This is a genomic window from Pseudomonas trivialis (assembly GCF_001439805.1).
Lineage (GTDB): Bacteria > Pseudomonadota > Gammaproteobacteria > Pseudomonadales > Pseudomonadaceae > Aquipseudomonas > Aquipseudomonas trivialis.
In genome coordinates this window covers 62260-85113 of record NZ_JYLK01000009.1, presented here as the reverse complement: position 1 = coordinate 85113, position 22854 = coordinate 62260, and the positions used below count along the sequence as shown (strand labels likewise).

General features: G+C 61.6%; 17 protein-coding genes. 6 read left to right on the top strand and 11 right to left on the bottom strand.

The features are described 5' to 3' along the window. Positions 1-6 precede the first annotated feature (6 nt). The gene (gene ettA, locus TU79_RS14890) at positions 7-1671 is read right to left on the bottom strand and encodes an energy-dependent translational throttle protein EttA (RefSeq protein WP_057008686.1); all 1665 of its coding nucleotides are present in this window, start codon (positions 1669-1671) and stop codon (positions 7-9) included. Positions 1672-1954: 283 nt separating this feature from the next. On the opposite strand from ettA, the gene TU79_RS14885 reads away from it, so the two are divergent. Continuing rightward, positions 1955-5806 (top strand): bifunctional diguanylate cyclase/phosphodiesterase, encoded by a 3852-nt coding sequence (locus TU79_RS14885; protein WP_057008685.1) that lies wholly within the window; start codon positions 1955-1957, stop codon positions 5804-5806. A gap of 223 nt (positions 5807-6029) precedes the next feature. After that, positions 6030-7283 (top strand): serine hydroxymethyltransferase, encoded by a 1254-nt coding sequence (gene glyA / locus TU79_RS14880; RefSeq protein ID WP_057008684.1) that lies wholly within the window; start codon positions 6030-6032, stop codon positions 7281-7283. A gap of 98 nt (positions 7284-7381) precedes the next feature. On the opposite strand, the gene yjiA is transcribed toward glyA, so the two are convergent. From yjiA to TU79_RS14850, 6 genes are all read right to left on the bottom strand, one after another. Next, positions 7382-8341, bottom strand: coding sequence for a GTPase (gene yjiA, locus TU79_RS14875; protein ID WP_057008683.1), 960 nt, complete (start codon positions 8339-8341; stop codon positions 7382-7384). A gap of 147 nt (positions 8342-8488) precedes the next feature. Further along, entirely contained in the window at positions 8489-8686 is a 198-nt protein-coding gene (locus TU79_RS14870) for a YbdD/YjiX family protein (RefSeq protein WP_003176208.1), read from the bottom strand. 15 nt (positions 8687-8701) lie between these two features. Continuing rightward, complete coding sequence (locus TU79_RS14865) at positions 8702-10768, bottom strand: carbon starvation CstA family protein (RefSeq protein ID WP_057008682.1); 2067 nt, start codon at positions 10766-10768, stop codon at positions 8702-8704. Between the two features lie 170 nt (positions 10769-10938). Next, entirely contained in the window at positions 10939-12306 is a 1368-nt protein-coding gene (gene radA / locus TU79_RS14860) for a DNA repair protein RadA (protein WP_003235145.1), read from the bottom strand. Positions 12307-12341: 35 nt separating this feature from the next. Next, positions 12342-12881 (bottom strand): ankyrin repeat domain-containing protein, encoded by a 540-nt coding sequence (locus TU79_RS14855; RefSeq protein ID WP_057008681.1) that lies wholly within the window; start codon positions 12879-12881, stop codon positions 12342-12344. Between the two features lie 52 nt (positions 12882-12933). Next, positions 12934-14475: a catalase gene (locus tag TU79_RS14850; protein WP_057008680.1), complete on the bottom strand. Its 1542-nt coding sequence runs from the start codon at positions 14473-14475 to the stop codon at positions 12934-12936. A gap of 289 nt (positions 14476-14764) precedes the next feature. Here TU79_RS14850 and mscL point away from each other — a divergent pair, with 289 nt between their 5' ends. Further along, entirely contained in the window at positions 14765-15181 is a 417-nt protein-coding gene (gene mscL / locus TU79_RS14845) for a large-conductance mechanosensitive channel protein MscL (RefSeq protein ID WP_057008679.1), read from the top strand. Positions 15182-15226: 45 nt separating this feature from the next. Here mscL and TU79_RS14840 read toward each other — a convergent pair whose 3' ends face one another. After that, positions 15227-16003: a ferredoxin--NADP reductase gene (locus TU79_RS14840; RefSeq protein WP_057008678.1), complete on the bottom strand. Its 777-nt coding sequence runs from the start codon at positions 16001-16003 to the stop codon at positions 15227-15229. A 424-nt stretch (positions 16004-16427) separates the two neighbouring features. On the opposite strand from TU79_RS14840, the gene TU79_RS14835 reads away from it, so the two are divergent. Together TU79_RS14835 and TU79_RS14830 are read left to right on the top strand one after the other, a co-directional pair. Next, positions 16428-17138, top strand: a complete 711-nt coding sequence (locus TU79_RS14835; RefSeq protein ID WP_057008677.1) for a helix-turn-helix transcriptional regulator — start codon at positions 16428-16430, stop codon at positions 17136-17138. A 164-nt stretch (positions 17139-17302) separates the two neighbouring features. Beyond that, positions 17303-18427, top strand: a complete 1125-nt coding sequence (locus tag TU79_RS14830) for a methyltransferase (protein ID WP_057008676.1) — start codon at positions 17303-17305, stop codon at positions 18425-18427. 70 nt (positions 18428-18497) lie between these two features. On the opposite strand, the gene TU79_RS25330 is transcribed toward TU79_RS14830, so the two are convergent. The 3 genes from TU79_RS25330 to TU79_RS14820 are packed head-to-tail and all read right to left on the bottom strand — an operon-like array spanning position 18498 to position 21120. Further along, the gene (locus tag TU79_RS25330; protein ID WP_010206690.1) at positions 18498-18665 is read right to left on the bottom strand and encodes a DUF2474 domain-containing protein; all 168 of its coding nucleotides are present in this window, start codon (positions 18663-18665) and stop codon (positions 18498-18500) included. A 12-nt stretch (positions 18666-18677) separates the two neighbouring features. Then, positions 18678-19685 (bottom strand): cytochrome d ubiquinol oxidase subunit II, encoded by a 1008-nt coding sequence (gene cydB, locus TU79_RS14825; RefSeq protein WP_057008675.1) that lies wholly within the window; start codon positions 19683-19685, stop codon positions 18678-18680. A 1-nt stretch (position 19686) separates the two neighbouring features. Continuing rightward, a complete protein-coding gene (locus tag TU79_RS14820) occupies positions 19687-21120 on the bottom strand; it encodes a cytochrome ubiquinol oxidase subunit I (protein WP_057008674.1) in 1434 nt (477 codons plus the stop codon). A gap of 319 nt (positions 21121-21439) precedes the next feature. Here TU79_RS14820 and TU79_RS14815 point away from each other — a divergent pair, with 319 nt between their 5' ends. After that, positions 21440-22678, top strand: coding sequence for an MFS transporter (locus TU79_RS14815; protein ID WP_057008673.1), 1239 nt, complete (start codon positions 21440-21442; stop codon positions 22676-22678). The last annotated feature ends 176 nt before the right edge of the window (positions 22679-22854 follow it).

The window sequence follows — 22854 nt, the reverse complement described above, 5'->3', positions numbered from 1 at the left end:
CCTGAATCAGGCCAGTTTCTTGTGCCGCACCCGGTGCGGTTGCGCAGCCGCATCGCCGAGGCGCTTTTTACGGTCCGCTTCGTACTCGGTGTAGTTGCCTTCGAAGAACACCGCTTGCGAGTCGTCTTCGTACGCCAGGATGTGAGTCGCGACGCGGTCAAGGAACCACCGATCGTGAGAGATCACAATGGCGGCGCCCGGGAAGTCCAGCAGGGCTTCTTCCAGGGAACGCAGGGTTTCAACGTCGAGGTCGTTGGACGGTTCGTCGAGCAGCAACACGTTGCCGCCTTCTTTCAGGGTCAGGGCCAGGTGCAGGCGACCGCGCTCACCACCGGACAGGTCCTTGACGAACTTCTGCTGGTCGCCGCCCTTGAAGTTGAAACGGCCCACATAAGTGCGCGACGGGATTTCATAGTTGCCGATGCGGATCTGGTCGGAACCGTCGGACACCTGCTGGAACACCGTCTTGCTGCCGTCGAGGTCGTCGCGGCTCTGATCGACACAGGCAAGCTGCACGGTTTCGCCGATCTCGATGCTGCCAGAATCCGGGGTTTCCTTGCCCATCAGCATGCGGAACAGGGTGGATTTACCCGCACCGTTACCGCCGATAACGCCGACGATTGCGCCTTTTGGCATGGAGAACGACAGGTTGTCGATCAGCACGCGGTCGCCGTAGCCTTTGGAAACGTTCTTGAACTCGATGACCTTGTCACCCAGGCGCGGGCCGGCCGGGATGTAGATCTCGTTGGTTTCGCTGCGCTTCTGGAATTCCTGCGACTGCATTTCTTCAAAGCGTTGCAGACGTGCCTTGGATTTGGACTGGCGGGCCTTGGCGCCTTTGCGCACCCATTCCAGTTCTTCCTTCATGGCCTTTTCGTGGGCCGATTGCTGCTTGGATTCGGCGGCCAGACGGTCGGACTTGGCTTCCAGCCAACCGGAGTAGTTGCCCTCGTAAGGGATACCGGCGCCACGGTCGAGCTCGAGGATCCAGCCGGCGACGTTGTCGAGGAAGTAACGGTCGTGCGTGATCGCAACCACGGTGCCCGGGAAATCGTGCAGAAAATGCTCCAGCCAGGCGACGGAGTCGGCGTCCAGGTGGTTGGTTGGTTCGTCGAGCAGCAGCATGTCGGGGGCCGACAGCAGCAGGCGGCACAAGGCAACGCGGCGTTTTTCACCACCGGAGAGGAATTCGACCTTGGCGTCCCACGCCGGCAGGCGCAGCGCGTCGGCGGCGACTTCCAGCTGGCGCTCCAGGTTGTGACCGTCGCTGGCCTGCAGGATGGCTTCGAGCTTGGCCTGTTCGGCGGCGAGCTTGTCGAAGTCGGCGTCTTCTTCTGCGTAAGCCGCGTAGACCTCGTCCAGGCGCGCCTGGGCGTTCTTGATCACGCTGACGGCCTCTTCGACCACTTCACGCACGGTCTTGGTCGGGTCCAGGATCGGCTCTTGCGGCAGGTAGCCGATGTTCAGTTCCGGCATCGGGCGCGCTTCGCCTTCGAACTCGGTGTCGACGCCGGCCATGATTTTCAACAGGGTGGATTTACCCGAGCCATTGAGGCCGAGCACGCCGATCTTGGCGCCGGGGAAGAAGGACAGCGAAATGTTTTTCAGGATTTCCCGCTTCGGCGGAACAACTTTTCCCAGCCGATGCATGGTGAAGACGTATTGAGCCATGGTGAACCTAGCGTCAGTGACTGATGAATTGAGCGGGCGAAGCCCGTGCCAGGCCATGCGCGGCGCGGGCCTTTGACTATGATCAATGCCAGCGAGCGGAAAAAGCCTGAATGTCTGGGGCTGGAACGCCCCCGCGTAACCGGCAAAGCTACCTGAATGCGCTTGGTCAGTCCAGCCAGGCCAGGGCTGGCACTTTGCCACAAGTCAAGGCATGCTAGCCGCCCTCCGGGCGTCAGGCTTATAGTGCACGCCGCGCCAGTCCGCCAAACCGCAGGATCACAGCTTGTCCAACGTCACGCCGCCCTCGCCCCTGCGCGCCGCCCATCTGGCACCGGGAGCGCCCATGCACGGCACCCTCAAAGGCGCATTGGCGACCTTGGTGCTGATGCTGCTCGCGTTGCTGTTCTGGCAGTTGTTTGACCAATTGCAGCAAAACCAGAAAAACCAGCAGCAATACACCATCGACTACAGCGCCGACCTGGCCGAGCAAATCAGCCTGAACATGGCCCTGAGCGCAAAAATCGCGTTGAACCTGCTGCCCATGGTCGAGCCCCCGCGTGACAACGAACAGCAACAAGCCCTGATGCGCAGCCTGCAACGCTCGCTGCCCGAACTGCGCAGCCTCGCCCTGCTCGCCCCCAGCGGCGCGATTATCAGCGACAGCGCCGCCGACAGCCAGGACAGCGCCTGGCTTGCAGAACTGGTTCAGCGCAGCCACGGTCAGTCCTATTACCTGAGCAACAACCACGACGGCAGCCTCATCTACCTGCTGCTGCACCAGCCCAGCGGTGGCTCGCGGATGTACTGGGCGCTGCGCCTGGCGCCCGACTACCTGACCAACCTCACCCGCCAGGACGGCCAGGGTCAGCGGCCGATGTGGGCCATCGAAAACCGCATCAACCACCAGGTGGTCAGCCGTGAAGGCGGTATGTCGGCGCAAGGGGTCAGCAACCTGACCGCGGACGAACTGAACAAAAGCGTGCTGATCACCCCGTTGAGCAAAAGCGACTGGCAACTGCGCGGCCTGTTCGACCGCAGCGCGGTGCTCGAAGAACTGCTGCCGGCGTTTATCGGCAAATGCCTGCTGGGCCTGGCATTTTCGCTGATCCCGGTGATCGTGCTGCTGAACATGCGTCGGCGCCAACGCCAGGTGAATGAAGGCCGGCGCCGCTACCAGGATATTTTCGAAGGCACCGGCGTGGCCCTGTGCGTGCTCGACCTGTCGAGCCTCAAGGCGTTCTTCGACAAGGCACAGTTGCACAGCCGCGAGCAACTGTACGCCTGGCTGCAAAACAATCCCGAGGCGCGTGGGCACTTGCTCAAAGGGCTGCGGATCACCGAGGTGAACCAGGTGGCCGTGCGTTTATTGAATGTCAGCTCCTGCGACCAGGCCTGGGAGCGCCTGCTCGATGACTCGCCGCACAACGCCACCTCGATTGGCTACCAGGTCCTCGAAGCGGTGCTGACCCAGCAAAAACAGCTGGAGCTGGAGATCCAGCTCAACGATGTCGCCGGTCACCCGCAATACCTGTGGCTGGTGATGCGCCTGCCGGAACAGTTGGACGACTTCAAGGCGGTGATCCTCAGCATCAATGACATCACCAGCCGCAAGCTGATCGAGTTGTCGCTGGTGGAACGCGAAAGCTTCTGGTCGGACGTGGTGCGCACCGTGCCCGACCACCTGTATGTGCAGGACGTGATCAGCCAGCGCATGCTCTTCAGCAACCACCACCTCGGCCATACCCTCGGCTACGACCAGGTCGAACTTGCGCAGATGGGCGAGTATTTCTGGGAGATCCTGCTGCACCCCGAAGACGCCGAGCACTATCAGGACCAGCGCCAGCAGCAGCGCGAGGTCGGCTATTCGACTCAGTTGCACTGCCAGCTGCGCTTTCGCCATCGCAACAATCACTGGCGGCGGTTCGATATCCGCGAACAGGCCCTGGCCCGCGACAACAGCGCCCAGGTGACGCGCATCATTGGCGTGGCCAAGGACATTACCGACCAGATCGAAGCCAGCGAATCCCTGCGTGACAGCGAACAGCGCTACCGCATGCTGGCCGAGAGCATCAGCGATGTGATCTGCTCCACCGACAGCCAACTGGCGCTCAACTACCTCAGCCCATCGGTCAATGCGGTGCTGGGCTATGACGTGGAGTGGGTGTTCAAACACGGCTGGCAGTCGATCATCGCCAACCCGCAGCAACTGACCGGCATCAGCGCGCTGTTCGAACAGGTCAACCGCGCAGCGGGCGATCCGCTGGCGCTGGCGGCGCTGCGCGATGAAACCCACACGCAACTGTTCCTGTTCGACTGCCTGCGCGCCGATGGGCGCAAAGTGCCGATCGAGATGCGCCTGGTGCTGGTGTGGGACGAACACGGCGCCTTCGAGGGCATCCTCGGCGTGGGCCGCGATATCAGCCAGCAACGCCGCGCCGAGAAAGACCTGCGCATGGCGGCCACGGTATTCGAACATTCCACCTCGGCGATCCTGATCACCGACCCGGCCGGTTATATCGTGCAGGCCAACGAGGCGTTCAGCCGGGTCAGCGGCTATGCGGTGACGGATGTGCTCGACCAGTTGCCGAACATGCTCACCGTGGATGAACAACAGGAAGCCCACCTGCGCTACGTGCTCAAGCAGTTGCACCAGCACAGCACCTGGGAAGGTGAAGTGTGGCTCAAGCGGCGCAACGGTGAGCATTATCCGGCCTGGGTAGGGATTACCGCCGTGTTCGACGACGAAGGCGACCTGGCCAGCTATGTGTGCTTTTTCAGCGATATCAGCGAACGCAAGGCCAGCGAACAGCGCATCCACCGCCTGGCGTATTACGACGCCCTGACCCACCTGCCCAACCGCACGCTGTTTCAGGACCGCCTGCACACCGCGTTGCAGTCGGCCGAGCGGCAGAAGTCGTGGGTGGTGCTGATGTTCCTCGACCTCGACCGTTTCAAGCCGATCAACGACTCACTCGGGCACGCCGCCGGCGACCGCATGCTCAAGGAAATGGCCACGCGCCTGCTGGGCTGCGTGGCCGAGGACGACACCGTGGCGCGCATGGGCGGCGACGAGTTCACTTTGCTCCTGCAACCGCGGGGCAGTCGCGAACTGGCGCTGAACCGGGCGATCAATGTGGCCGAGCAAATCCTCGCCAGCCTGGTAAAACCCTTTGTGCTGGAGGGCCGCGAGTTCTTCGTGACCGCCAGTATCGGCATTGCCTTGAGCCCGCAGGACGGCAATGAGCTGAGCCAGTTGATGAAAAACGCCGACACCGCGATGTATCACGCCAAGGAGCGCGGCAAGAACAACTTCCAGTTCTACCAGGCCGACATGAACGCCAGCGCCCTGGAGCGCCTGGAGCTGGAAAGCGACCTGCGCCATGCACTGGAGCAGGACGAGTTCGTGCTTTATTACCAGCCGCAGTTCAGCGGTGACGGCAAACGCCTGACCGGCGCCGAGGCGCTGCTGCGCTGGCGTCACCCGCGCCGTGGGCTGGTGCCGCCAGGGGACTTCATTCCGGTGCTGGAAGAGCTGGGGCTGGTGGTGGACGTGGGCGACTGGGTGCTCAGCGAGGCCTGTCGCCAGTTGAAAACCTGGCACCAGAACAAGGTGCGCGTGCCGAAAGTCTCGGTGAACATCTCGGCGCGGCAGTTCTCCGATGGCCAGTTGGGCACGCGCATCGCCACCATCCTCAAGGACACCGGTCTGCCGCCGGCGTGCCTGGAGCTGGAGCTGACCGAAAGCATCCTGATGCGCGAGGTCAACGAAGCCATGCAGATCCTCGCCAGCCTGAAAAACCTGGGCCTGAGCATTGCAGTGGACGATTTCGGCACCGGCTATTCTTCGCTCAATTACCTCAAGCAGTTCCCCATCGACGTGTTGAAGATCGACCGCACCTTCGTCGACGGCCTGCCGTCCGGCGAGCAGGACGCGCAGATCGCCCGCGCCATTATCGCCATGGCCCACAGCCTGAACCTCGCGGTGATCGCCGAAGGCGTGGAAACCCACGAGCAGTTGGACTTCCTCAGGGAGCATGGTTGCGACGAGGTGCAGGGTTACCTGTTCGGGCGGCCGATGCCGGCGAACCGGTTCGAGGCGCAGTTCAGCAATGATGCGCTGTTCCTGTTTGACTGAGAGGGTGCAGTGCGGCTAATGGCCTCATCGGGAGCAAGCCCCCTCCCACAGTTGGAATGCGTTCTTCTGTGGGAGGGGGCTTGCTCCCGATGACGGCGGCACATTCAACCCCAATCCCCAGATGAATCCCGCTTGTCCGCGACATGATGTCCTTTCATATGCCATCCAAAACCCATTGGGTTAGAATGCCCTCCTTTTCTGCCCCCGATCCTTGAGGACTGCCATGTTCAGCCGTGATTTGACTATTGCCAAGTACGACGCCGATCTCTTCGCCGCCATGGAGCAAGAAGCCGTGCGCCAGGAAGAGCACATCGAGCTGATCGCTTCGGAAAACTACACCAGCCCTGCGGTGATGGAAGCTCAAGGTTCGGTACTGACCAACAAGTACGCCGAAGGCTACCCGGGCAAGCGCTACTACGGTGGCTGCGAATACGTCGACGTGGTTGAGCAGCTTGCCATCGACCGCGCCAAGGAACTGTTCGGTGCCGATTACGCCAACGTTCAGCCACACGCCGGTTCCCAGGCCAACAGCGCGGTGTACCTGGCGCTGCTGCAAGGCGGCGACACCATCCTGGGCATGAGCCTGGCCCACGGCGGTCACCTGACCCACGGCGCCAGCGTGTCCTCCTCCGGCAAGCTGTACAACGCCGTTCAATACGGTATCGACGCCAACGGCTTGATCGACTACGACGAAGTCGAGCGCCTGGCCGTTGAACACAAGCCGAAAATGATCGTGGCCGGCTTCTCTGCCTACTCGCAGATCCTCGACTTCCCGCGTTTCCGCGCCATCGCCGACAAGGTCGGTGCCTACCTGTTCGTTGACATGGCCCACGTGGCCGGTCTGGTCGCCGCGGGCGTCTACCCGAACCCGGTGCCTTACGCTGACGTGGTCACCACCACCACCCACAAGACCCTGCGCGGTCCACGTGGCGGCCTGATCCTGGCGCGCGCCAATGCCGAGATCGAGAAGAAGCTGAACTCCGCCGTCTTCCCGGGCGCCCAGGGCGGCCCGCTGGAGCACGTGATCGCGGCCAAGGCGATCTGCTTCAAGGAAGCCTTGCAGCCTGAGTTCAAGACCTACCAGCAGCAAGTGGTGAAAAACGCCAAGGCCATGGCCGGCGTGTTCATCGAGCGTGGTTTTGACGTGGTGTCCGGCGGTACCGAGAACCACCTGTTCCTGCTGTCGCTGATCAAGCAGGACATTTCCGGCAAGGACGCTGACGCTGCGCTGGGCAAAGCCTTCATCACCGTGAACAAGAACTCCGTGCCGAACGACCCACGTTCGCCGTTCGTCACCTCCGGCCTGCGCTTCGGCACCCCGGCAGTGACCACCCGTGGCTTCAAGGAAGCCGAGTGCAAGGAATTGGCCGGCTGGATCTGCGACATCCTGGCGGACCTGAACAACGAAGCCGTGATTGATTCTGTTCGTGAGAAGGTCAAGGCCATCTGCAAGAAGCTGCCGGTGTACGGCGCTTGAGTGCAGTTGCTTGAACAAGAAGCCCGGCTCTAGAGCCGGGCTTTTTTATGCCTGTTCCAAATTTGAAATACATTTGATTGCATTTCAAGTCAGTCAGGTCAGGGTTGGTAGACCCGCGCAAAGCCTTCGCGGATTTTGTCTTCCGGCAACTCATCGGCAATAAACACAATCACACTTTCCCGCGCCTCGCCCTCGGCCCATTCGCTGTCCCAGTCGAAGCCGTAGAGTTTCAGCACGCCCTGAAACACCATACGCCGATCCTCTCCGGCAATATTCAGCACGCCCTTGTAGCGCAGCAGTTGCTTGCCGTGGTCTTCGAGCAGCTCGTTCATGAACTCACTGAGCCGGTCGATATCCAGCGGCTGATCGGTGCGCAGCACCAGGCTGGAAATACGGTCGATGGACGGCGCCTTGCCCACCGGGCGCAGGCTCATGCCAGCGTTGAGATTGAAACCGCGCACATCGAGCAATTCGGCCAGGTCGATGTTGCCGTGGTCCACCACGCGAATCGGCGCGCGCCGGTTGATGCGGGTCAGGCGCTCGCTGAGGGCGTCGAACGTGGCCTCGTCCACCAGGTCGCGCTTGCTCACCAACAGGCGGTCGGCAAAGCCGATCTGCGCCTGGGCGATGGTCTGGGTCAGGTGATGCTCGGCATGGGCCGCGTCCACCAGGGTGATGATGCCGTCGAGGATGTAGCGCTCACGCAAGTCCTCGTCGATGAAGAAGGTCTGGGCCACGGGCGCGGGGTCGGCCAGGCCCGTGCACTCGATCACCAGGCGGTCGAAGGCGATCTCGCCACTGTCCAGACGTTCGAGCAGCAGGTAGAGGGCTTTGGTCAGGTCGGTGTGAATGGTGCAGCACACGCAGCCGTTGGACAGGGTCATGACTTGCACGGGTTCGGCGCCCAGCAGTTGGGTGTCGATGCCGGCGTCGCTGAATTCGTTTTCGATCACGGCGATTTTAAGGCCGTGCTCGGCCTTGAGCAGGTGGCGCAGCAAGGTGGTCTTGCCGGCGCCGAGGAAACCGCTGAGAACGGTGACCGGAATGGGAGAGGACAAAATATTCTCCTTGAAGGAACACAAAAACAAATGTGGGAGGGGGCTTGCCCCCGATAGCAGTGTGTCAGGCATTTACATGCAACTGATACACCGCTATCGGGAGCAAGCCCCCTCCCACATGGGATCACTGCCAGCCCGAATGCCGGGTCAACAGCACTTGGGCCCACCCTTGCCGCCGTATCGGGCCTCCTGGCGTTCACGGAAGAACGCCTTGTAGTCCATCATCGGCTTGTCCGGGTGTTTGGTTTGCATATGCTCGACGTAGGTGTCGTAGTCGGGCATGCCGACCATCAGGCGTGCGGCCTGACCGAGGTATTTACCGAGGCGACTGATGTCATTGAACATGTTTGCAATCCTCGGTTATGCGTCCGGTACGGCCTGGAATGGCGCTTCTTTATCCGTACGTTCCTTGTTGCCCCAGGCCGCTACGCCAACCTTGAGCGCATAGAACAGGATGCTGAACACCACGAACAGGAACAGCACCGTCAGCGTTGCGTTGGTGTAGGCGTTCCAGATCACGTGCTGCATCTGGTCGACGCTCTTGGCCGGTGCGAGGATCTGACCATTGGCCAGAGCATCGCTGTACTTCTTGGCCAGGGACAGGAAACCGATCGCAGGGTTGGCGTCGAACAGCTTGATGAAGCCTGCGGTGGTGGTGCAGATCAGCAGCCATATCGCCGGCACCATGGTCACCCAGATGTAGCGTTGGCGTTTCATTTTGATCAGCACCACGGTCGCGAGCATCAGCGCGATACCGGCCAGCATCTGGTTGGAGATACCGAACAGCGGCCACAAGGTGTTGATGCCGCCCAACGGGTCGATCACGCCCTGGTACAGCAGGTAGCCCCACATCGCCACGCAGCCTGCGGTGGCGATCAGGTTGGCGGTCCAGGATTCGGTGCGTTTGAGCGCCGGCACGAAGGAGCCCAGCAGGTCCTGCAGCATGAAGCGCCCGGCACGGGTGCCGGCGTCCACTGCGGTCAGGATGAACAGCGCTTCGAACAGGATCGCAAAGTGGTACCAGAACGCCATGGTGTTTTCACCCGGCAGCACACTGTGCAGAATCTGCGCGATCCCCACGGCCAGGGTCGGAGCACCGCCGGCACGCGCCAGGATGGTGGTTTCACCGATGTCATGGGCCACGGCCGACAGCGCTTCAGGGGTGATTGCAAAACCCCAGCTGCTGACGGTCTGCGCCACGGTCACCACGTCGGTGCCGACAATTGCGGCCGGGCTGTTCATGGCGAAGTACACGCCCGGCTCGATCACCGACGCGGCAACCATCGCCATGATGGCCACGAACGACTCCATCAGCATGCCGCCGTACCCGATGTAACGGGCGTGGCTTTCGCTGGCGAGCAGCTTGGGCGTGGTGCCCGAGGAGATCAGCGCGTGGAACCCCGAAACCGCGCCACAGGCGATGGTGATGAACAGGAACGGGAACAGACCGCCCTTCCACACTGGGCCGGTGCCGTCGATGAACTGGGTGAGCGCCGGCATTTTCAGGTCGGGCATGGTCACCAGAATGCCGATGGCCAGGGCAATGATGGTGCCGATCTTGAGGAAGGTGGACAGGTAGTCACGCGGCGCGAGGATCAGCCACACCGGCAGTACCGCTGCCACAAACCCGTAGCCGATCAGCATCCAGGTGATCTGGATACCGGTAAAGGTAAAGGCCTTGGCCCAGACCGGGTCGGCGGCAATCTGCCCGCCCAGCCAGATCGAACCGAGCAGCAACAGCACGCCGATGATCGAAATCTCGCCGATGCGGCCGGGGCGGATGTAGCGCATGTAGATGCCCATGAACATCGCAATCGGGATGGTCGCCATCACCGTGAAGATGCCCCACGGGCTCTCGGCCAGGGCCTTGACCACGATCAGCGCCAGCACCGCGAGGATGATGATCATGATCAGGAAGCAGCCGAACAGCGCGATGGTGCCGGGAATGCGGCCCATCTCTTCGCGCACCATGTCGCCCAGGGAGCGGCCGTTACGGCGGGTGGACAGGAACAGGACCATGAAGTCCTGCACCGCACCGGCCAGTACCACGCCGGCAATCAGCCACAGTGTGCCGGGCAGATAGCCCATCTGCGCGGCCAGCACCGGGCCGACCAGCGGGCCTGCACCGGCAATCGCCGCAAAGTGGTGGCCGAAGAGGATGTGTTTGTTGGTCGGCACATAGTCCAGACCGTCGTTGTTGACCACTGCGGGCGTGGCCCGACGTGGATCGAGTTGCATCACGTTGTTAGCGATGAACAGACTGTAATAACGGTACGCGACCAGATAGATGGCCACGGCCGCAACCACAATCCACAAGGCGTTGATCGCCTCGCCGCGGCGCAAGGCCACTACGCCCAGGGCGCATGCTCCTACAACTGCCAGCACCAGCCAGGGCAGGTGGCGTAGCAGGCTATTATTATTTTTCATTTTTATATTCCAGCCAGGGTGGACAGAAAGACAGCCATTCGGAGTTTAGCGCTCCTTGCCTTAAAGGCCACCCCCCACGTTGGTCTAGAGCCTTGCGATGGTAAAAAAATGCAGGAGCTCCTGAAAAATCGGCAGCCACTACCTCCCACATGGTTTTACTGTGTGGCTGATTACTCGAACAACGCATCCAGCGCCTGCTCCAGGCGTGTCACCCCGATAATCTGTATGCCCGGCGGCGATTCCTTCGGTGCGTTGCCCTTGGGCACGATCGCCCGCTTGAAGCCATGCTTGGCCGCCTCCTTCAAGCGCTCCTGCCCACTGGGCACCGGCCGCACTTCGCCCGACAGGCCAACCTCGCCAAACACCAGCAGGTCATGGGGCAACGGCCGGTTGCGCAGGCTGGACATCACCGCTGCCATCAAGGCCAGGTCGGAGGCGGTCTCCAGCACCTTGACCCCGCCCACCACGTTGAGGAACACGTCCTGGTCGTGGGTGGGGATACCGCCGTGACGGTGCAGCACCGCGAGCAACATTGCCAGACGGTTCTGGTCCAGGCCGAGAGTGACGCGGCGCGGGTTGGCCAGGTGGCTGTCGTCCACCAGCGCCTGCACTTCCACCAGCATCGGCCGGGTGCCTTCCCAGGTTGCCATGACCACGCTGCCCGGGACTTCTTCCTGAGCGCGCGTGAGAAAAATCGCCGAGGGATTGGAGACTTCCTTGAGCCCCCGATCCGTCATGGCGAACACGCCCAGTTCGTTGACGGCGCCGAAGCGGTTCTTCACCGCCCGCAGCAGACGCAGGCGACCGTCGGACTCCCCTTCGAAATACAGCACGGTGTCGACCATGTGTTCCAACACCCGCGGCCCGGCCAATGCGCCCTCCTTGGTTACATGGCCCACCAGGAAGATCGCCGTGCCGCTCTGCTTGGCATAGCGCACCAGCAGCGCCGCGCTCTCGCGCACCTGGGACACGCCGCCCGGCGCCGATTGCAGTTGTTCGGTGAAAATGGTCTGGATCGAGTCGATCACCATCACCTTGGGTTTTTCGATACGGGCGGTGGCGATGATGCTTTCGATGCAGGTTTCGGTCATCACCCGCAACTGGTCCTGGGGCAGGCCCAGGCGACGGGCGCGCATGGCCACTTGCTGCTGGGACTCCTCACCGGTGACGTACAGCGCCGGCATGCGGCTGGCGATGCTGCACAGGGTTTGCAACAGGATCGTCGATTTACCGATGCCGGGGTCGCCGCCGATCAGCACCACCGAGCCGTCCACCAGCCCGCCGCCGAGGACGCGGTCGAGTTCGCCGGAAGCGGTGGAGAAACGCGGAATCTCTTCGACGCTGACTTCGGCCAGGGTCTTGATCTGCGCCTGCTGCCCGGTCCAGCCGGCCCGACCGGTGGGCGCCGCAGCGCCGCCGCTCTCGATCATGGTTTCCGTGAGGGTGTTCCACGCACCGCACTCGGTGCACTGGCCGGCCCACTTGGGAAAGGTCGCGCCGCACTCGGTGCAGCCGTACATGCGCTTGGCCTTTGCCATTTGAGAACCTCCAACCGAAAAACCGCGATGATAGCTCAGCGCGAGGCCGGGGTCCGGATTTCACCGCTGGCCAAGCGTGCCGCGCTGTTGCCGACGGGGTCCTGCGCATTGAGATCGGCGCCCTTGGCCTTCAGCGCGTCGAGCAGTTCGACGCGCTTGAACAGCCCGGCGTACATCGCTGCCGTCTGCCCGGCGCCATTGCGCTGGTCGGGGTTGCAGTCGGTGGCCAGCAGGCGCTGGGCGATTTTAAGCTCGCCTTTGAAGATCGCCCCCATCAACGCGGTATTGCCACGTTTGTCCTGCACGCAGGCATCGGCACCGGCCGCCAGCAGGCGGTCAACGTAGGCGCTTTCGCCGTGATAGGCGGCGAGGATCAACGCGGTGTAGCCCTTGTCGTCCTGGGTGTTGAGCGCGTAGCCCGACGCGATGAAGGTGTTGAGCATGTCGAGGTCGCCACGGCGGGCGGCGTCGAAGTAATAGTCTTGCAGCTGCGCCTTGAGCGCGACCGGGTCCGGCGATTCGGCACGGGCGCCAAAGGCCAGCATGGCAATCAGTAAACCGATGGAAATACGCATGGTGTTCTCCAAAGGGTCGGCGCCCTGGGGGGCGCCGACCACAGCCTGCGGGTCAGTCTTTGAGTTTTTCCGCCAGCGCCTTCACGCGGGCCAGGTCACCCTTGGCGACCTTGGTCACGCCGGTGCCGTACTCCGGGTCCGCCTTGTAGAGGAACGAGAGGATGATGTGCTTGCTCTCGTCATCGGTCGTGGCCAGCGAGCCACCGAAGTTGTCGATCAGGTCCTGGCGCTCTTTGGGGGTGTAGGAGCGGTACAGGTCGCCGGCCTGCTTGAAGTTCTGCTCGCGCTGGATCTTCGCCTGCTGGGTGCTGCCGGTCAGGGCCGACTGACTGTAGCGTGCGGCTTGCGGCTCTTCGCGATTTTCCAGGCGGCTTGGCTGGTAGTTCACGCCGCTGGTGGTTTTGCCGCTGTTGAGCGTGCCGTCCTGGTTACCGTTGTTGACGGTTACCCGTGGCGCGTTGATCGGCAATTGCAAGGCGTTGGCGCCCAGGCGGTACATCTGGGTGTCGGCATAGGAGAACACCCGACCTTGCAGCAGACGGTCTTCCGAAGGCTCGATGCCCGGCACCAGGTTGGCCGGGGCCATGGCCACCTGCTCGGTTTCCTGGAAGACGTTCGCCGGGTTGCGGTTCAGCACCATTTGCCCGACTTTGCGCTCGGGCACGTTTGGCCAGATCTTGGTGGCGTCCAGCGGGTCGAAATCGAACTTGGCCAGGTCTTCAGGCTTGAGCACTTGCACATACAAGTCCCACTTGGGGAAATCGCCCTTGTTGATATGGGTGACCAGGTCATGGGTCATATGGCTGTAATCACGCCCCTGCACTTGGGTGACTTGCTCGGGATCAAGGTTCTTGATGCCTTGCAGGCTCTTCCAGTGGAACTTGACGTAGTGCACTTCGCCTTTGGCGTTAATCAGTTTGTAGGCATGTACGCCGTTGCCGTCCATCTCGCGGTAACTGGCCGGCGTACCCGAGTCGGAGTACAACTCGGTCAATGTTCGGGTGGACTCCGGTACATGGGAGAAGAAGTCGAAACGGCGGGAGTCATCATCCAGGTTGGTGCGCGGATCGGGTTTGAACGCGTGGACCATGTCCGGGAACTTGATGGCATCGCGAATAAAGAACGTGGGGAAGTTATTCCCGACCAGGTCCCAGTTGCCTTCGGCGGTATAGAACTTGGTGGCGAAGCCGCGCGGGTCACGCAGGGTTTCCGGCGAATGGTTGCCGTGCACCACGGCCGAGAAACGCACGAACACCGGGGTCGCTTCGCCGGCGGCGAAAACCTTGGCCTTGGTCAGGTCGCTGAGGTTATCGGTGACGGTGAAGGTGCCGTGGGCGCCAGTGCCACGCGCGTGCACTACGCGCTCCGGGATGCGTTCGCGGTCAAAGCGCTGCAGTTTCTGGATCAGCTGCACGTCTTGCAGCAGGACCGGGCCATTGGGGCCGGCGGTCTGGGAGTTCTGGTTGTCGCCGACGGCGGCACCGTTGTCACGGGTGAGGTTGGCGGCCTGTACGGACAGCGAAAGCAGGCTGGCGGTGGCCAGCAGCAACGCATGTCGCGCCAGTATGGGCCCACGGTTCGTTGACTGATTCATCGAGGTTTCCTCTGGTTTTTTTTCGCGCACATTCAGTTGTGCTTGCCAGAGGCTAGTGACCCGCGAGTCAGAAGATAAATAGAAAAAGCCCACCAGGACGATTGAGAAATTATTCTCGCAACCCCGTCAAATAGCGCGTATTTCGCGCGCGATTGGTGGCACTTTGCAAACTATTTGCGATTTGGTGTGTCGATAAAACCTGGCAGTGTTAACAGTTGTGTCGGGCGAGCCCGCCATGACTGCCTTACACTGAGCCCCACCCTTCTCATGTGTAACAAGGAATAAACCTATGAGCGTGATCAGTGAGTTCAAGGCCTTCGCGGTCAAAGGTAATGTAGTCGACATGGCTGTCGGTATCATCATCGGCGCCGCCTTCGGCAAAATCGTGTCCTCGTTTGTGGGCGACGTGGTGATGCCCCCCCTGGGCCTGTTGATCGGCGGCGTGGACTTCGGCGACCTGGCGGTAACGCTCAAGGCAGCCCAGGGCGATGCACCGGCCGTGGTGCTGGCCTACGGCAAGTTCATCCAGAGCGTGGTCGACTTCCTCATCGTCGCGTTTGCGATCTTCATGGGCGTGAAGGTCATCAACCGCCTCAAGCGTGAAGAAGCCAAGGCCCCCAGCCTGCCACCGGTGCCGACCAAGGAGGAAGTGCTGCTGGGTGAGATCCGCGACCTGCTCAAGGCGCAGAACGACAAGCCGCTGTAGGCCGAACGGTTTTCGCAAAGAAGGCGCCTGCGGGCGCCTTTTTGCTTACCAGTAGTTTTCCACCGCCACCTGCCCGGGGCGCCGGCTCAGGCTCAACTGCAGGTCGCGCTGTTTGAGCAGCTGACGTGTGTCATCGACCATCTGCGGGTTGCCGCAGATCAGCACGCGGGAGTGCTCCGGGGTGAGCGCAACGCCAGCGGCGCGTTCCAGTTCGCCGTTTTCGATCAGGGTGGTGATACGCCCATTCAAGGCGCCCGGATGCTGCTCGCGGGTGACGATCGGCACGTAGGTGAGCTTGTGCGCGAACTCGGCCAGGTACTCGCGCTCACCCAGCTCCCTGATCAGCGATTGATACGCCAACTCCCTGGCCTCGCGGGCGCTGTACACCAGGACGATGCGCTCGAATTTTTCCCACACCTCAAAGTCCTGCAGGATCGACAGGAACGGCGCCACGCCCGTCCCGGTGCCCAGCAGCCACAAGTCGCGTCCATCGACGAAACGGTTCAGGGTCAGATAGCCCGTGGCCTGGCGTTCCACCATCAAGGTATCGCCTACCTTCAGGCGGCTGAGCTCACTGGTGAACTCGCCACCCGGCACCACGATGGAGAAGAAGTCGAGGTGCTCGTCAAACGGCGAAGACACGATGGAGTAGGCACGCCATACGGTGCTGCCATCCGCCCTGGTCACGCCCAGGCGCACGAACTGGCCGGCGGTGAACCGAAAGCCGGCGTCTCGGGTGGTGCGCAGGGTAAACAGGCTGGGGGTCAGCGATTGCACATCGAGCAGGGTCTGGCGGGTAAATTTCTCAGCACTGGCCGTCATGGGGGGCTCCGTTCTACAGGTGCCCTAGTGTCCCTCAAACCCTGGCGGGTAAACACCGTTGGTTTGTACTGGCATTGCCACGGGTTGCCACCGCGGCACGTTGTAATGAAGGGCAATGTGTTAACTTTTAGATACACTTGCTTGGCATCGCATGCATATAACGCTTACTGAATATTTCGCTATTACGCCGCTTCAAATACGCCATTAATTAGCTGCGCCCTCTAAGTGGACAGCCTGAAAAATCGACCACTTAATCAATTAAGCTATACAAAACCACTGTCTCCGTACAAAAAATCAAAGATGCCATCTGACATATAAAGAAGATTTTTCGTTCAATTCTGCAAGGCATGTCCTACACTGTTTTCGTGCCGCATTGGGAGCTAGGACGTACCCAAGTCACACCAAAACTCATGGAGCGTTCCTGATGGTTAACTGGCGAAACACAAGGCTTTCCAAGCTGGAAGGCGAGAACAAGATCACTACTGTTTATGAGATGGTGATTAATCAGACCTACGAACTCGGATTTGAATATTGCTCGTTTACAATGAGCTCACAACAAGCAAACAACCAAACGAAACCCATCAACCTCAATAACTATCCAAATGAATGGACGAGCACCTATAAACACGCTCACTTTTTTGATGTTGATCCCATAGTTGCTCATTGCAAACGCAGCGTGCTGCCTATTGTCTGGGAGGAAAAAACCTTCGCTGCCACCCCCGATTTATGGGCGCTGGCCAAATCGTTTGGCGTGCATCAGGGATGGACCCAGGCGGTGCATGATTTCCAGGGCGTGTTCAGCATGCTGACTCTGGGTCGGAGCAAGCGCGAGGTCAGCCCCGAGGAGCTTTACGAAAAAGCCGGCCAGGTACTCTGGATGTGCCATGCGATGCACGCGGTGGTCGCGCAGAAGTTCGCCGATACGCCCGGCATCAGCCCGCCTTGCAAGCTGACACCACGGGAAACGGAAATCCTGCGCTGGTCGGCCATGGGCAAGACAGCGTCTGAGATCGCCACCATCTTGTGCCTGGCCGAGCGCACGGTGGGCTTTCATATCAGCAGTTGCCTCAAGAAGCTGGGCGTCAACAGCAAGATCGCCGCCGTGCTCTGCGCGTCCAAGGCCGGCCTGTTTTGAGCGTTGCGTAAACACCCCATGTAATCCCATCGAAAAAAAAGTAACATTTGCGGCCAAATCTGAGTGTTGATGCAGCCCCGAGGGCCCGCCTCGCAGTTCGCTCAGATGGTTGCGGCAGGTCTTCCCGCCTCGACGCCCATCGATGACCCAGAGTTTCCCCCGCCATGCCCCTGCTCGACAGCCCCTTCGCCCAGCTCGACCTGATTCGCCAGCCAGAGCAACACAATGACCCGCTGCAGGCATTCGATGCAGCCGACGAGTACCTGCTCAGCCACTTGGCCGCGCAGCAACCGACGATGGCAACCCGGGTGCTGGTGCTCAATGACAGTTTCGGCGCGTTGGCGGCGAGCCTGGAAGGCCGGGTGCACGTGACGTCCAGCGGTGACTCGTTCCTGGCCGCACAGGGCCTCGAAAAAAATCTTTTGCGCAACGCCAGGGCATTCGATGCCGTGCCGTTTGTGCCAGCCAGCCAAGTGCCGACAGGGCCCTTTGATCGGGTGCTGGTACGCGTCCCCAAAACCCTGGCATTGCTTGAAGAACAACTGATCCGCCTGCAAGGCCAGTTGGCGCCGGGCGCCGAGGTGATTGCCGGGGCGATGGTCAAACACTTGCCACGGGCAGCCGGCGAACTGCTCGAACGCTACATCGGGCCGATGCATGCCTCACTGGCGGTAAAAAAGGCCCGTTTGCTGATCGCCACCGTTGAAGACCGCCCGGCCGCCGTGTCGCCCTACCCCACCCGCTACACGCTGGACACGCCCGCCATCACGCTGCTCAACCACGCCAACGTGTTCTGCCGCGAAGGCCTCGACATCGGCACCCGCGCCTTCCTCCCCCACCTGCCAACCAACCTGGGCAGTGCCCGCGTGGCCGACCTGGGTTGCGGCAACGGCGTATTGGCGATTGCCAGCGCGCTGCACAACCCCGATGCGCACTACACCCTGGTGGACGAGTCCTATATGGCCGTTCAATCGGCCGACGAGAACTGGCGCGCGGCGCTGGGGGCGCGTGACGTCATCCTGCGTGCGGGCGACGGCCTGGCCGGTCAGGAAGCCCAATCGCTGGACGTGGTGCTGTGCAACCCGCCCTTCCACCAGCAGCAGGTGGTCGGCGACTTCCTCGCCTGGCGCATGTTTCAGCAGGCCAGGGAAGCGCTGGTGGTCGGCGGCGCGCTGTATATCGTCGGTAACCGCCACCTGGGCTATCACAGCAAATTGGCGCGCCTGTTCCGTGGCGTCGAGCAAGTCGCCGCTACCCCCAAGTTCGTCATCCTCAAAGCGCGCAAGTAAAAAAAAGGCCCTGCGCTTCCAGATGAAGAGCAAGGCCTGAAAACCGGGCCGCGAAGCCCGGACAGGGATGTCAGTGGGTGGTCAGGCCCGCCGCGTTCATGAACATGCGCATCAGGCTGGCCACCACGAACAGGGCCAGCACGCTGCCGGTCCAGATCATTGCCAGCCAGCCGAGACGCCGCCACAGCGGCTGCTTTTCGGCCTGTTCGATTTCGTGCAACGAAGGTTTGCCGGACATCGTGCGACCCTCCTAGTGATAGCCGTCTTCGTGGGTGACCTTGCCGCGGAACACGTAATAGCTCCAGAAGGTGTAACCCAGGATGAACGGGATGATGAACAACGTGCCCACCAGCATGAAGCCCTGGCTCTGCGGCGGCGCGGCGGCGTCCCAGATCGATACCGACGGCGGGATGATGTTCGGCCACAGGCTGATGCCAAGGCCGCTGTAGCCGAGGAAGATCAGCACCAGCGTCAACAGGAACGGCGTGTAATGCGCATGGCGCGCCACGGCGCGAATCAGCCCATACAGGGTCACCAGCACCAGGATCGGTACCGGCAGGAACCAGAACAGATTGGGCAGGCTGAACCAGCGCGAGGCGATATCGCCGTGGGCCAGCGGCGTCCACAGGCTGACGCCCCCCATCACCGCCAGCACCACAAAGGCCAGTGGCCGCGCCAGCCGGTGCATCTGCGCCTGCAACTTGCCTTCGGTCTTCATGATCAGCCAGGTGCAGCCGAGCAATGCATAGGCAAAGATCAGTGCCACGCCGCAGAACAGCGTGAACGGGGTGAGCCAGTCCAGTGAGCCGCCGGCGAACTGGCGGTTGACCACCGGGAAGCCATCGATGAACGCCCCCAGCGCCACGCCCTGGAAGAACGTCGCGGCGATCGAGCCGCCGATGAACGCCTTGTCCCACAGGTGGCGCTTGTGGTCCTTGGCCTTGAAGCGGAACTCGAAGGCCACGCCGCGAAAGATCAGCCCGATCAGCATCAGAATCAACGGCAGGTACAGCGCCGACAACACCACCGAATAGGCCAGCGGAAACGCGCCGAACAGCGCCGCGCCGCCAAGCACCAGCCAGGTTTCGTTGCCGTCCCACACCGGCGCGACGGTGTTCATCATCACGTCACGGTCGACCTTGCCCGGAATAAACGGAAAGAGGATGCCGATACCCAGGTCGAAGCCGTCCATCACCACGTACATCATGATGCCGAAGATGATGATCACGGCCCAGATCAGCGGAAGATCAATACCCATCTCAATGCCCCTTGTGCTGGAGGTGGTCGTCATCGGTGCCGTCATCGGCCGCCGACAGCGGACGCGCCGGCGTGCGTTTCTGGCCGGGGCCGCCGGGGGTCGGTTCGGTGCTTTCGTGGCTGACCGGGCCTTTGCGCACCAGGCGCATCATGTAGCCCAGGCCCGCGCCAAACAGCGCGAAGTACACCACCACGAACAGCACCAGCGTGATGGTCATCTGCGCCAGGCTGTGCCCGGAGGATGCATCCGCCGTGCGCATCAGCCCGTACACCACCCATGGCTGGCGGCCGATTTCGGTGGTGAACCAGCCGGCGAGAATCGCGATCAGGCCGGACGGGCCCATCCACAGTGCCAGGTAGAGAAACGGTTTGGACGTGTACATCCGGTTGCCACGGCGCAGCCACAGGCTGAACAGACCGGTGAAGATCATCAGGAAGCCCAGGCCGACCATGACCCGGAACGACCAGAACACCACGGTCGAGTTGGGGCGGTCTTCAGGCGGGAACTCCTTGAGCGCCGGCACCTGTTTGTCCAGGGAGTGGGTCAGGATCAGGCTGCCCAGATACGGAATCTCCACCGCGTATTTGGTTTTTTCAGCCTTCATGTCCGGCCAGCCGAACAGGATCAGCGGGGTCGGCTCATTGCCCTTGTTTTCCCAGTGACCTTCGATGGCCGCGATTTTCGCCGGCTGGTGTTGCAGGGTATTGAGGCCGTGGAAGTCACCGATCACCGCCTGGATGGGCGCAACGATCAGCGCCATCCACATCGCCATCGACAGCATCTTGCGGATCGCCGGGTTGTCCTTGCCGCGCAGCAGGTGCCAGGCCGCCGAGGAACCGACGAAGAACGCCGTGGCCACGAACGCCGCCGTGGCCATGTGCGCCAGGCGATAGGGAAACGAAGGGTTGAAGACCACGGCGAACCAGTCGGTCGGAATCACGCGGCCATCGATGATTTCAAAACCCTGGGGCGTCTGCATCCAGCTGTTGGACGACAGAATCCAGAACGTCGAAATCAGCGTCCCCACGGCCACCATCACCGTGGAAAAGAAATGCAGGTTGCGCCCCACCTTGTTCCAGCCGAACAGCATCACGCCGAGAAAACCGGCCTCGAGGAAGAACGCCGTGAGCACTTCATAGGTCAGCAACGGCCCGGTGACGGCGCCGGCGAAGTCCGAGAAGCGGCTCCAGTTGGTGCCGAACTGGTAGGCCATGACCAGGCCCGAGACCACGCCCATGCCGAAGTTGACGGCGAAGATCTTTGACCAGAAGTGGTAGAGGTCACGGTAGGTGTCGTTGCGGGTCTTGAGCCACAAGCCTTCCAGCACCGCAAGGTAACTGGCCAGGCCGATGGTGATGGCCGGGAACAGGATGTGGAACGAGATCGTGAACGCGAACTGGATTCGGGCGAGATCGAGCGCCTCCAAACCGAACATAAGTTTTCCTCTGTCAGGTAATACCGGCTGCGGGCAGGAGCCTGCACCCAATGCCCCCACGGATATGGAGTGTGGCGAATTTCAATTCGTTTCTTTTTATTGCCAGCCACGCAGGGATTCTGGCCTTGCGGCCTCCAGACCCAATCCCGACGCGGGGTTTGATCTGGATCAAGCATTGGTAAAAGAGTAGTCCTATTTTGTGTCAGTGGCCGTGTGGTCGATTGACGCGTGACAGGCTGCCTCACTGCCGTTCTTGCAACTACTTGTTACAGCTTGATGATAATCTCACCGTTCCCTCAAGCTCCGGCCAGCCTCTCCGATGCCCAGTGAACCCGCGTTGCTGTTACGTCATCACCGTCCTTTCATCGCGTTCTGGCTGGCGCGAATCTTCACCGCCAGCGGCTTTCAGATGCTCACCGTAGCCATCGGCTGGAACCTCTATCAACTCACCGGCAACGTGCTCGACTTGGGCCTGGTCGGTCTGGTGGAGTTTGTACCGCGCGTGCTGTTCATGCTGCACACCGGGCATGTGGCCGATCGTTATGAGCGGCGCAGGGTTGCGGCCATCTGCCAGACCGTGCAGGCCTTGATCGCGCTGTCCCTGGCCATCGGCGGCCTGACCGGCCACGTGACCCGCGAGATGATCTTTATCCTTGCCTTCCTGCTTGGCGCTGCCCGCTCGTTTGAACAGCCCACCACCCAGGCGCTGTTGCCGAGCATCGTGCCCAGCGCGTTGTTTCCGAGGGCGGTGGCCTCGTCGCAGTCGGCCCAGCAACTGGCCACCATCGTCGCCCCGGCACTCGGCGGTCTGCTTTACGCATTCGGCAGCGTCTGGGTGTACGGCCCCACCGTGGTGCTGTACCTCATCGCCTGCGTGTTGATGCTCAACCTGCCCGCCCGCCAGACGCCGCTGAACAAAGGCAAGGCCACGCTGGATTCGTTGCTGGCCGGCATCCGTTTTATCCGCAGCCGCCCGGACATCCTCGGCGCGATCTCCCTCGACCTGTTTGCCGTGCTGCTGGGGGGTGCCACCGCGTTGCTGCCGGTGTTCGCCAGGGACATTTTGCTGACCGGCCCCTGGGGCCTGGGCCTGTTGCGCTCGGCACCGGCGGTGGGCGCGCTGTTGATGTCGTTGTGGCTGGCGCGGTTCTCGGTCGACCGCAAGGTGGGCCGCGTGATGTTCACCGCCGTGGGGGTGTTTGGCGTGGCGACCATTGCCTTCGGCCTGTCCACCTCGTTCTGGTTTTCCCTGGCGGTGCTGGTGGTGCTGGGCGCGGCGGACATGATCAGCATGGTCATTCGCGCTTCGTTCGTGCAACTGGAAACCCCGGATGAAATGCGCGGACGCGTCAGCGCGGTCAACGGTCTGTTTATCGGCGCGTCGAATCAGCTGGGCGAATTTGAATCGGGCATTACCGCCCACTGGTTCGGCACCGTGCCCGCCGTGGTGATGGGCGGGATCGGCACGCTGGTGGTGACCGGGGTGTGGATAAAACTGTTCCCGACCTTGGCCAATCGGGACCGGATGCATGTGCCCAAGGAAGAACCAAGCAATTGATCACCGTCAAGTCGTTTACAGGCTGGCAGAACGAATGGATCGACTCACCAGCCAAGCTGGGCGGCCCTTTTCCAGACCCGGCTGCGCGCAGAGCGATATCTCATAGTGCCAAAGGAGCGAAAAGGGCTACTTGGCACTGGAACTTTACCTACCCCAATACCACAGAAGGTGCAATC

What these genes read in the sequence shown, in the direction of transcription:
- ettA (WP_057008686.1), bottom strand. Translation starts at nt 1,671, where the DNA reads ATGGCTCAATACGTCTTCACCATGCATCGGCTGGGAAAAGTTGTTCCG.
- glyA (WP_057008684.1), top strand. Translation starts at nt 6,030, where the DNA reads ATGTTCAGCCGTGATTTGACTATTGCCAAGTACGACGCCGATCTCTTC.
- TU79_RS14870 (WP_003176208.1), bottom strand. Translation starts at nt 8,686, where the DNA reads ATGTTCAATGACATCAGTCGCCTCGGTAAATACCTCGGTCAGGCCGCA.
- TU79_RS14865 (WP_057008682.1), bottom strand. Translation starts at nt 10,768, where the DNA reads ATGAAAAATAATAATAGCCTGCTACGCCACCTGCCCTGGCTGGTGCTG.
- radA (WP_003235145.1), bottom strand. Translation starts at nt 12,306, where the DNA reads ATGGCAAAGGCCAAGCGCATGTACGGCTGCACCGAGTGCGGCGCGACC.
- TU79_RS14855 (WP_057008681.1), bottom strand. Translation starts at nt 12,881, where the DNA reads ATGCGTATTTCCATCGGTTTACTGATTGCCATGCTGGCCTTTGGCGCC.
- TU79_RS14850 (WP_057008680.1), bottom strand. Translation starts at nt 14,475, where the DNA reads ATGAATCAGTCAACGAACCGTGGGCCCATACTGGCGCGACATGCGTTG.
- mscL (WP_057008679.1), top strand. Translation starts at nt 14,765, where the DNA reads ATGAGCGTGATCAGTGAGTTCAAGGCCTTCGCGGTCAAAGGTAATGTA.
- TU79_RS14840 (WP_057008678.1), bottom strand. Translation starts at nt 16,003, where the DNA reads ATGACGGCCAGTGCTGAGAAATTTACCCGCCAGACCCTGCTCGATGTG.
- TU79_RS14835 (WP_057008677.1), top strand. Translation starts at nt 16,428, where the DNA reads ATGGTTAACTGGCGAAACACAAGGCTTTCCAAGCTGGAAGGCGAGAAC.
- TU79_RS14830 (WP_057008676.1), top strand. Translation starts at nt 17,303, where the DNA reads ATGCCCCTGCTCGACAGCCCCTTCGCCCAGCTCGACCTGATTCGCCAG.
- TU79_RS25330 (WP_010206690.1), bottom strand. Translation starts at nt 18,665, where the DNA reads ATGTCCGGCAAACCTTCGTTGCACGAAATCGAACAGGCCGAAAAGCAG.
- cydB (WP_057008675.1), bottom strand. Translation starts at nt 19,685, where the DNA reads ATGGGTATTGATCTTCCGCTGATCTGGGCCGTGATCATCATCTTCGGC.
- TU79_RS14820 (WP_057008674.1), bottom strand. Translation starts at nt 21,120, where the DNA reads ATGTTCGGTTTGGAGGCGCTCGATCTCGCCCGAATCCAGTTCGCGTTC.
- TU79_RS14815 (WP_057008673.1), top strand. Translation starts at nt 21,440, where the DNA reads ATGCCCAGTGAACCCGCGTTGCTGTTACGTCATCACCGTCCTTTCATC.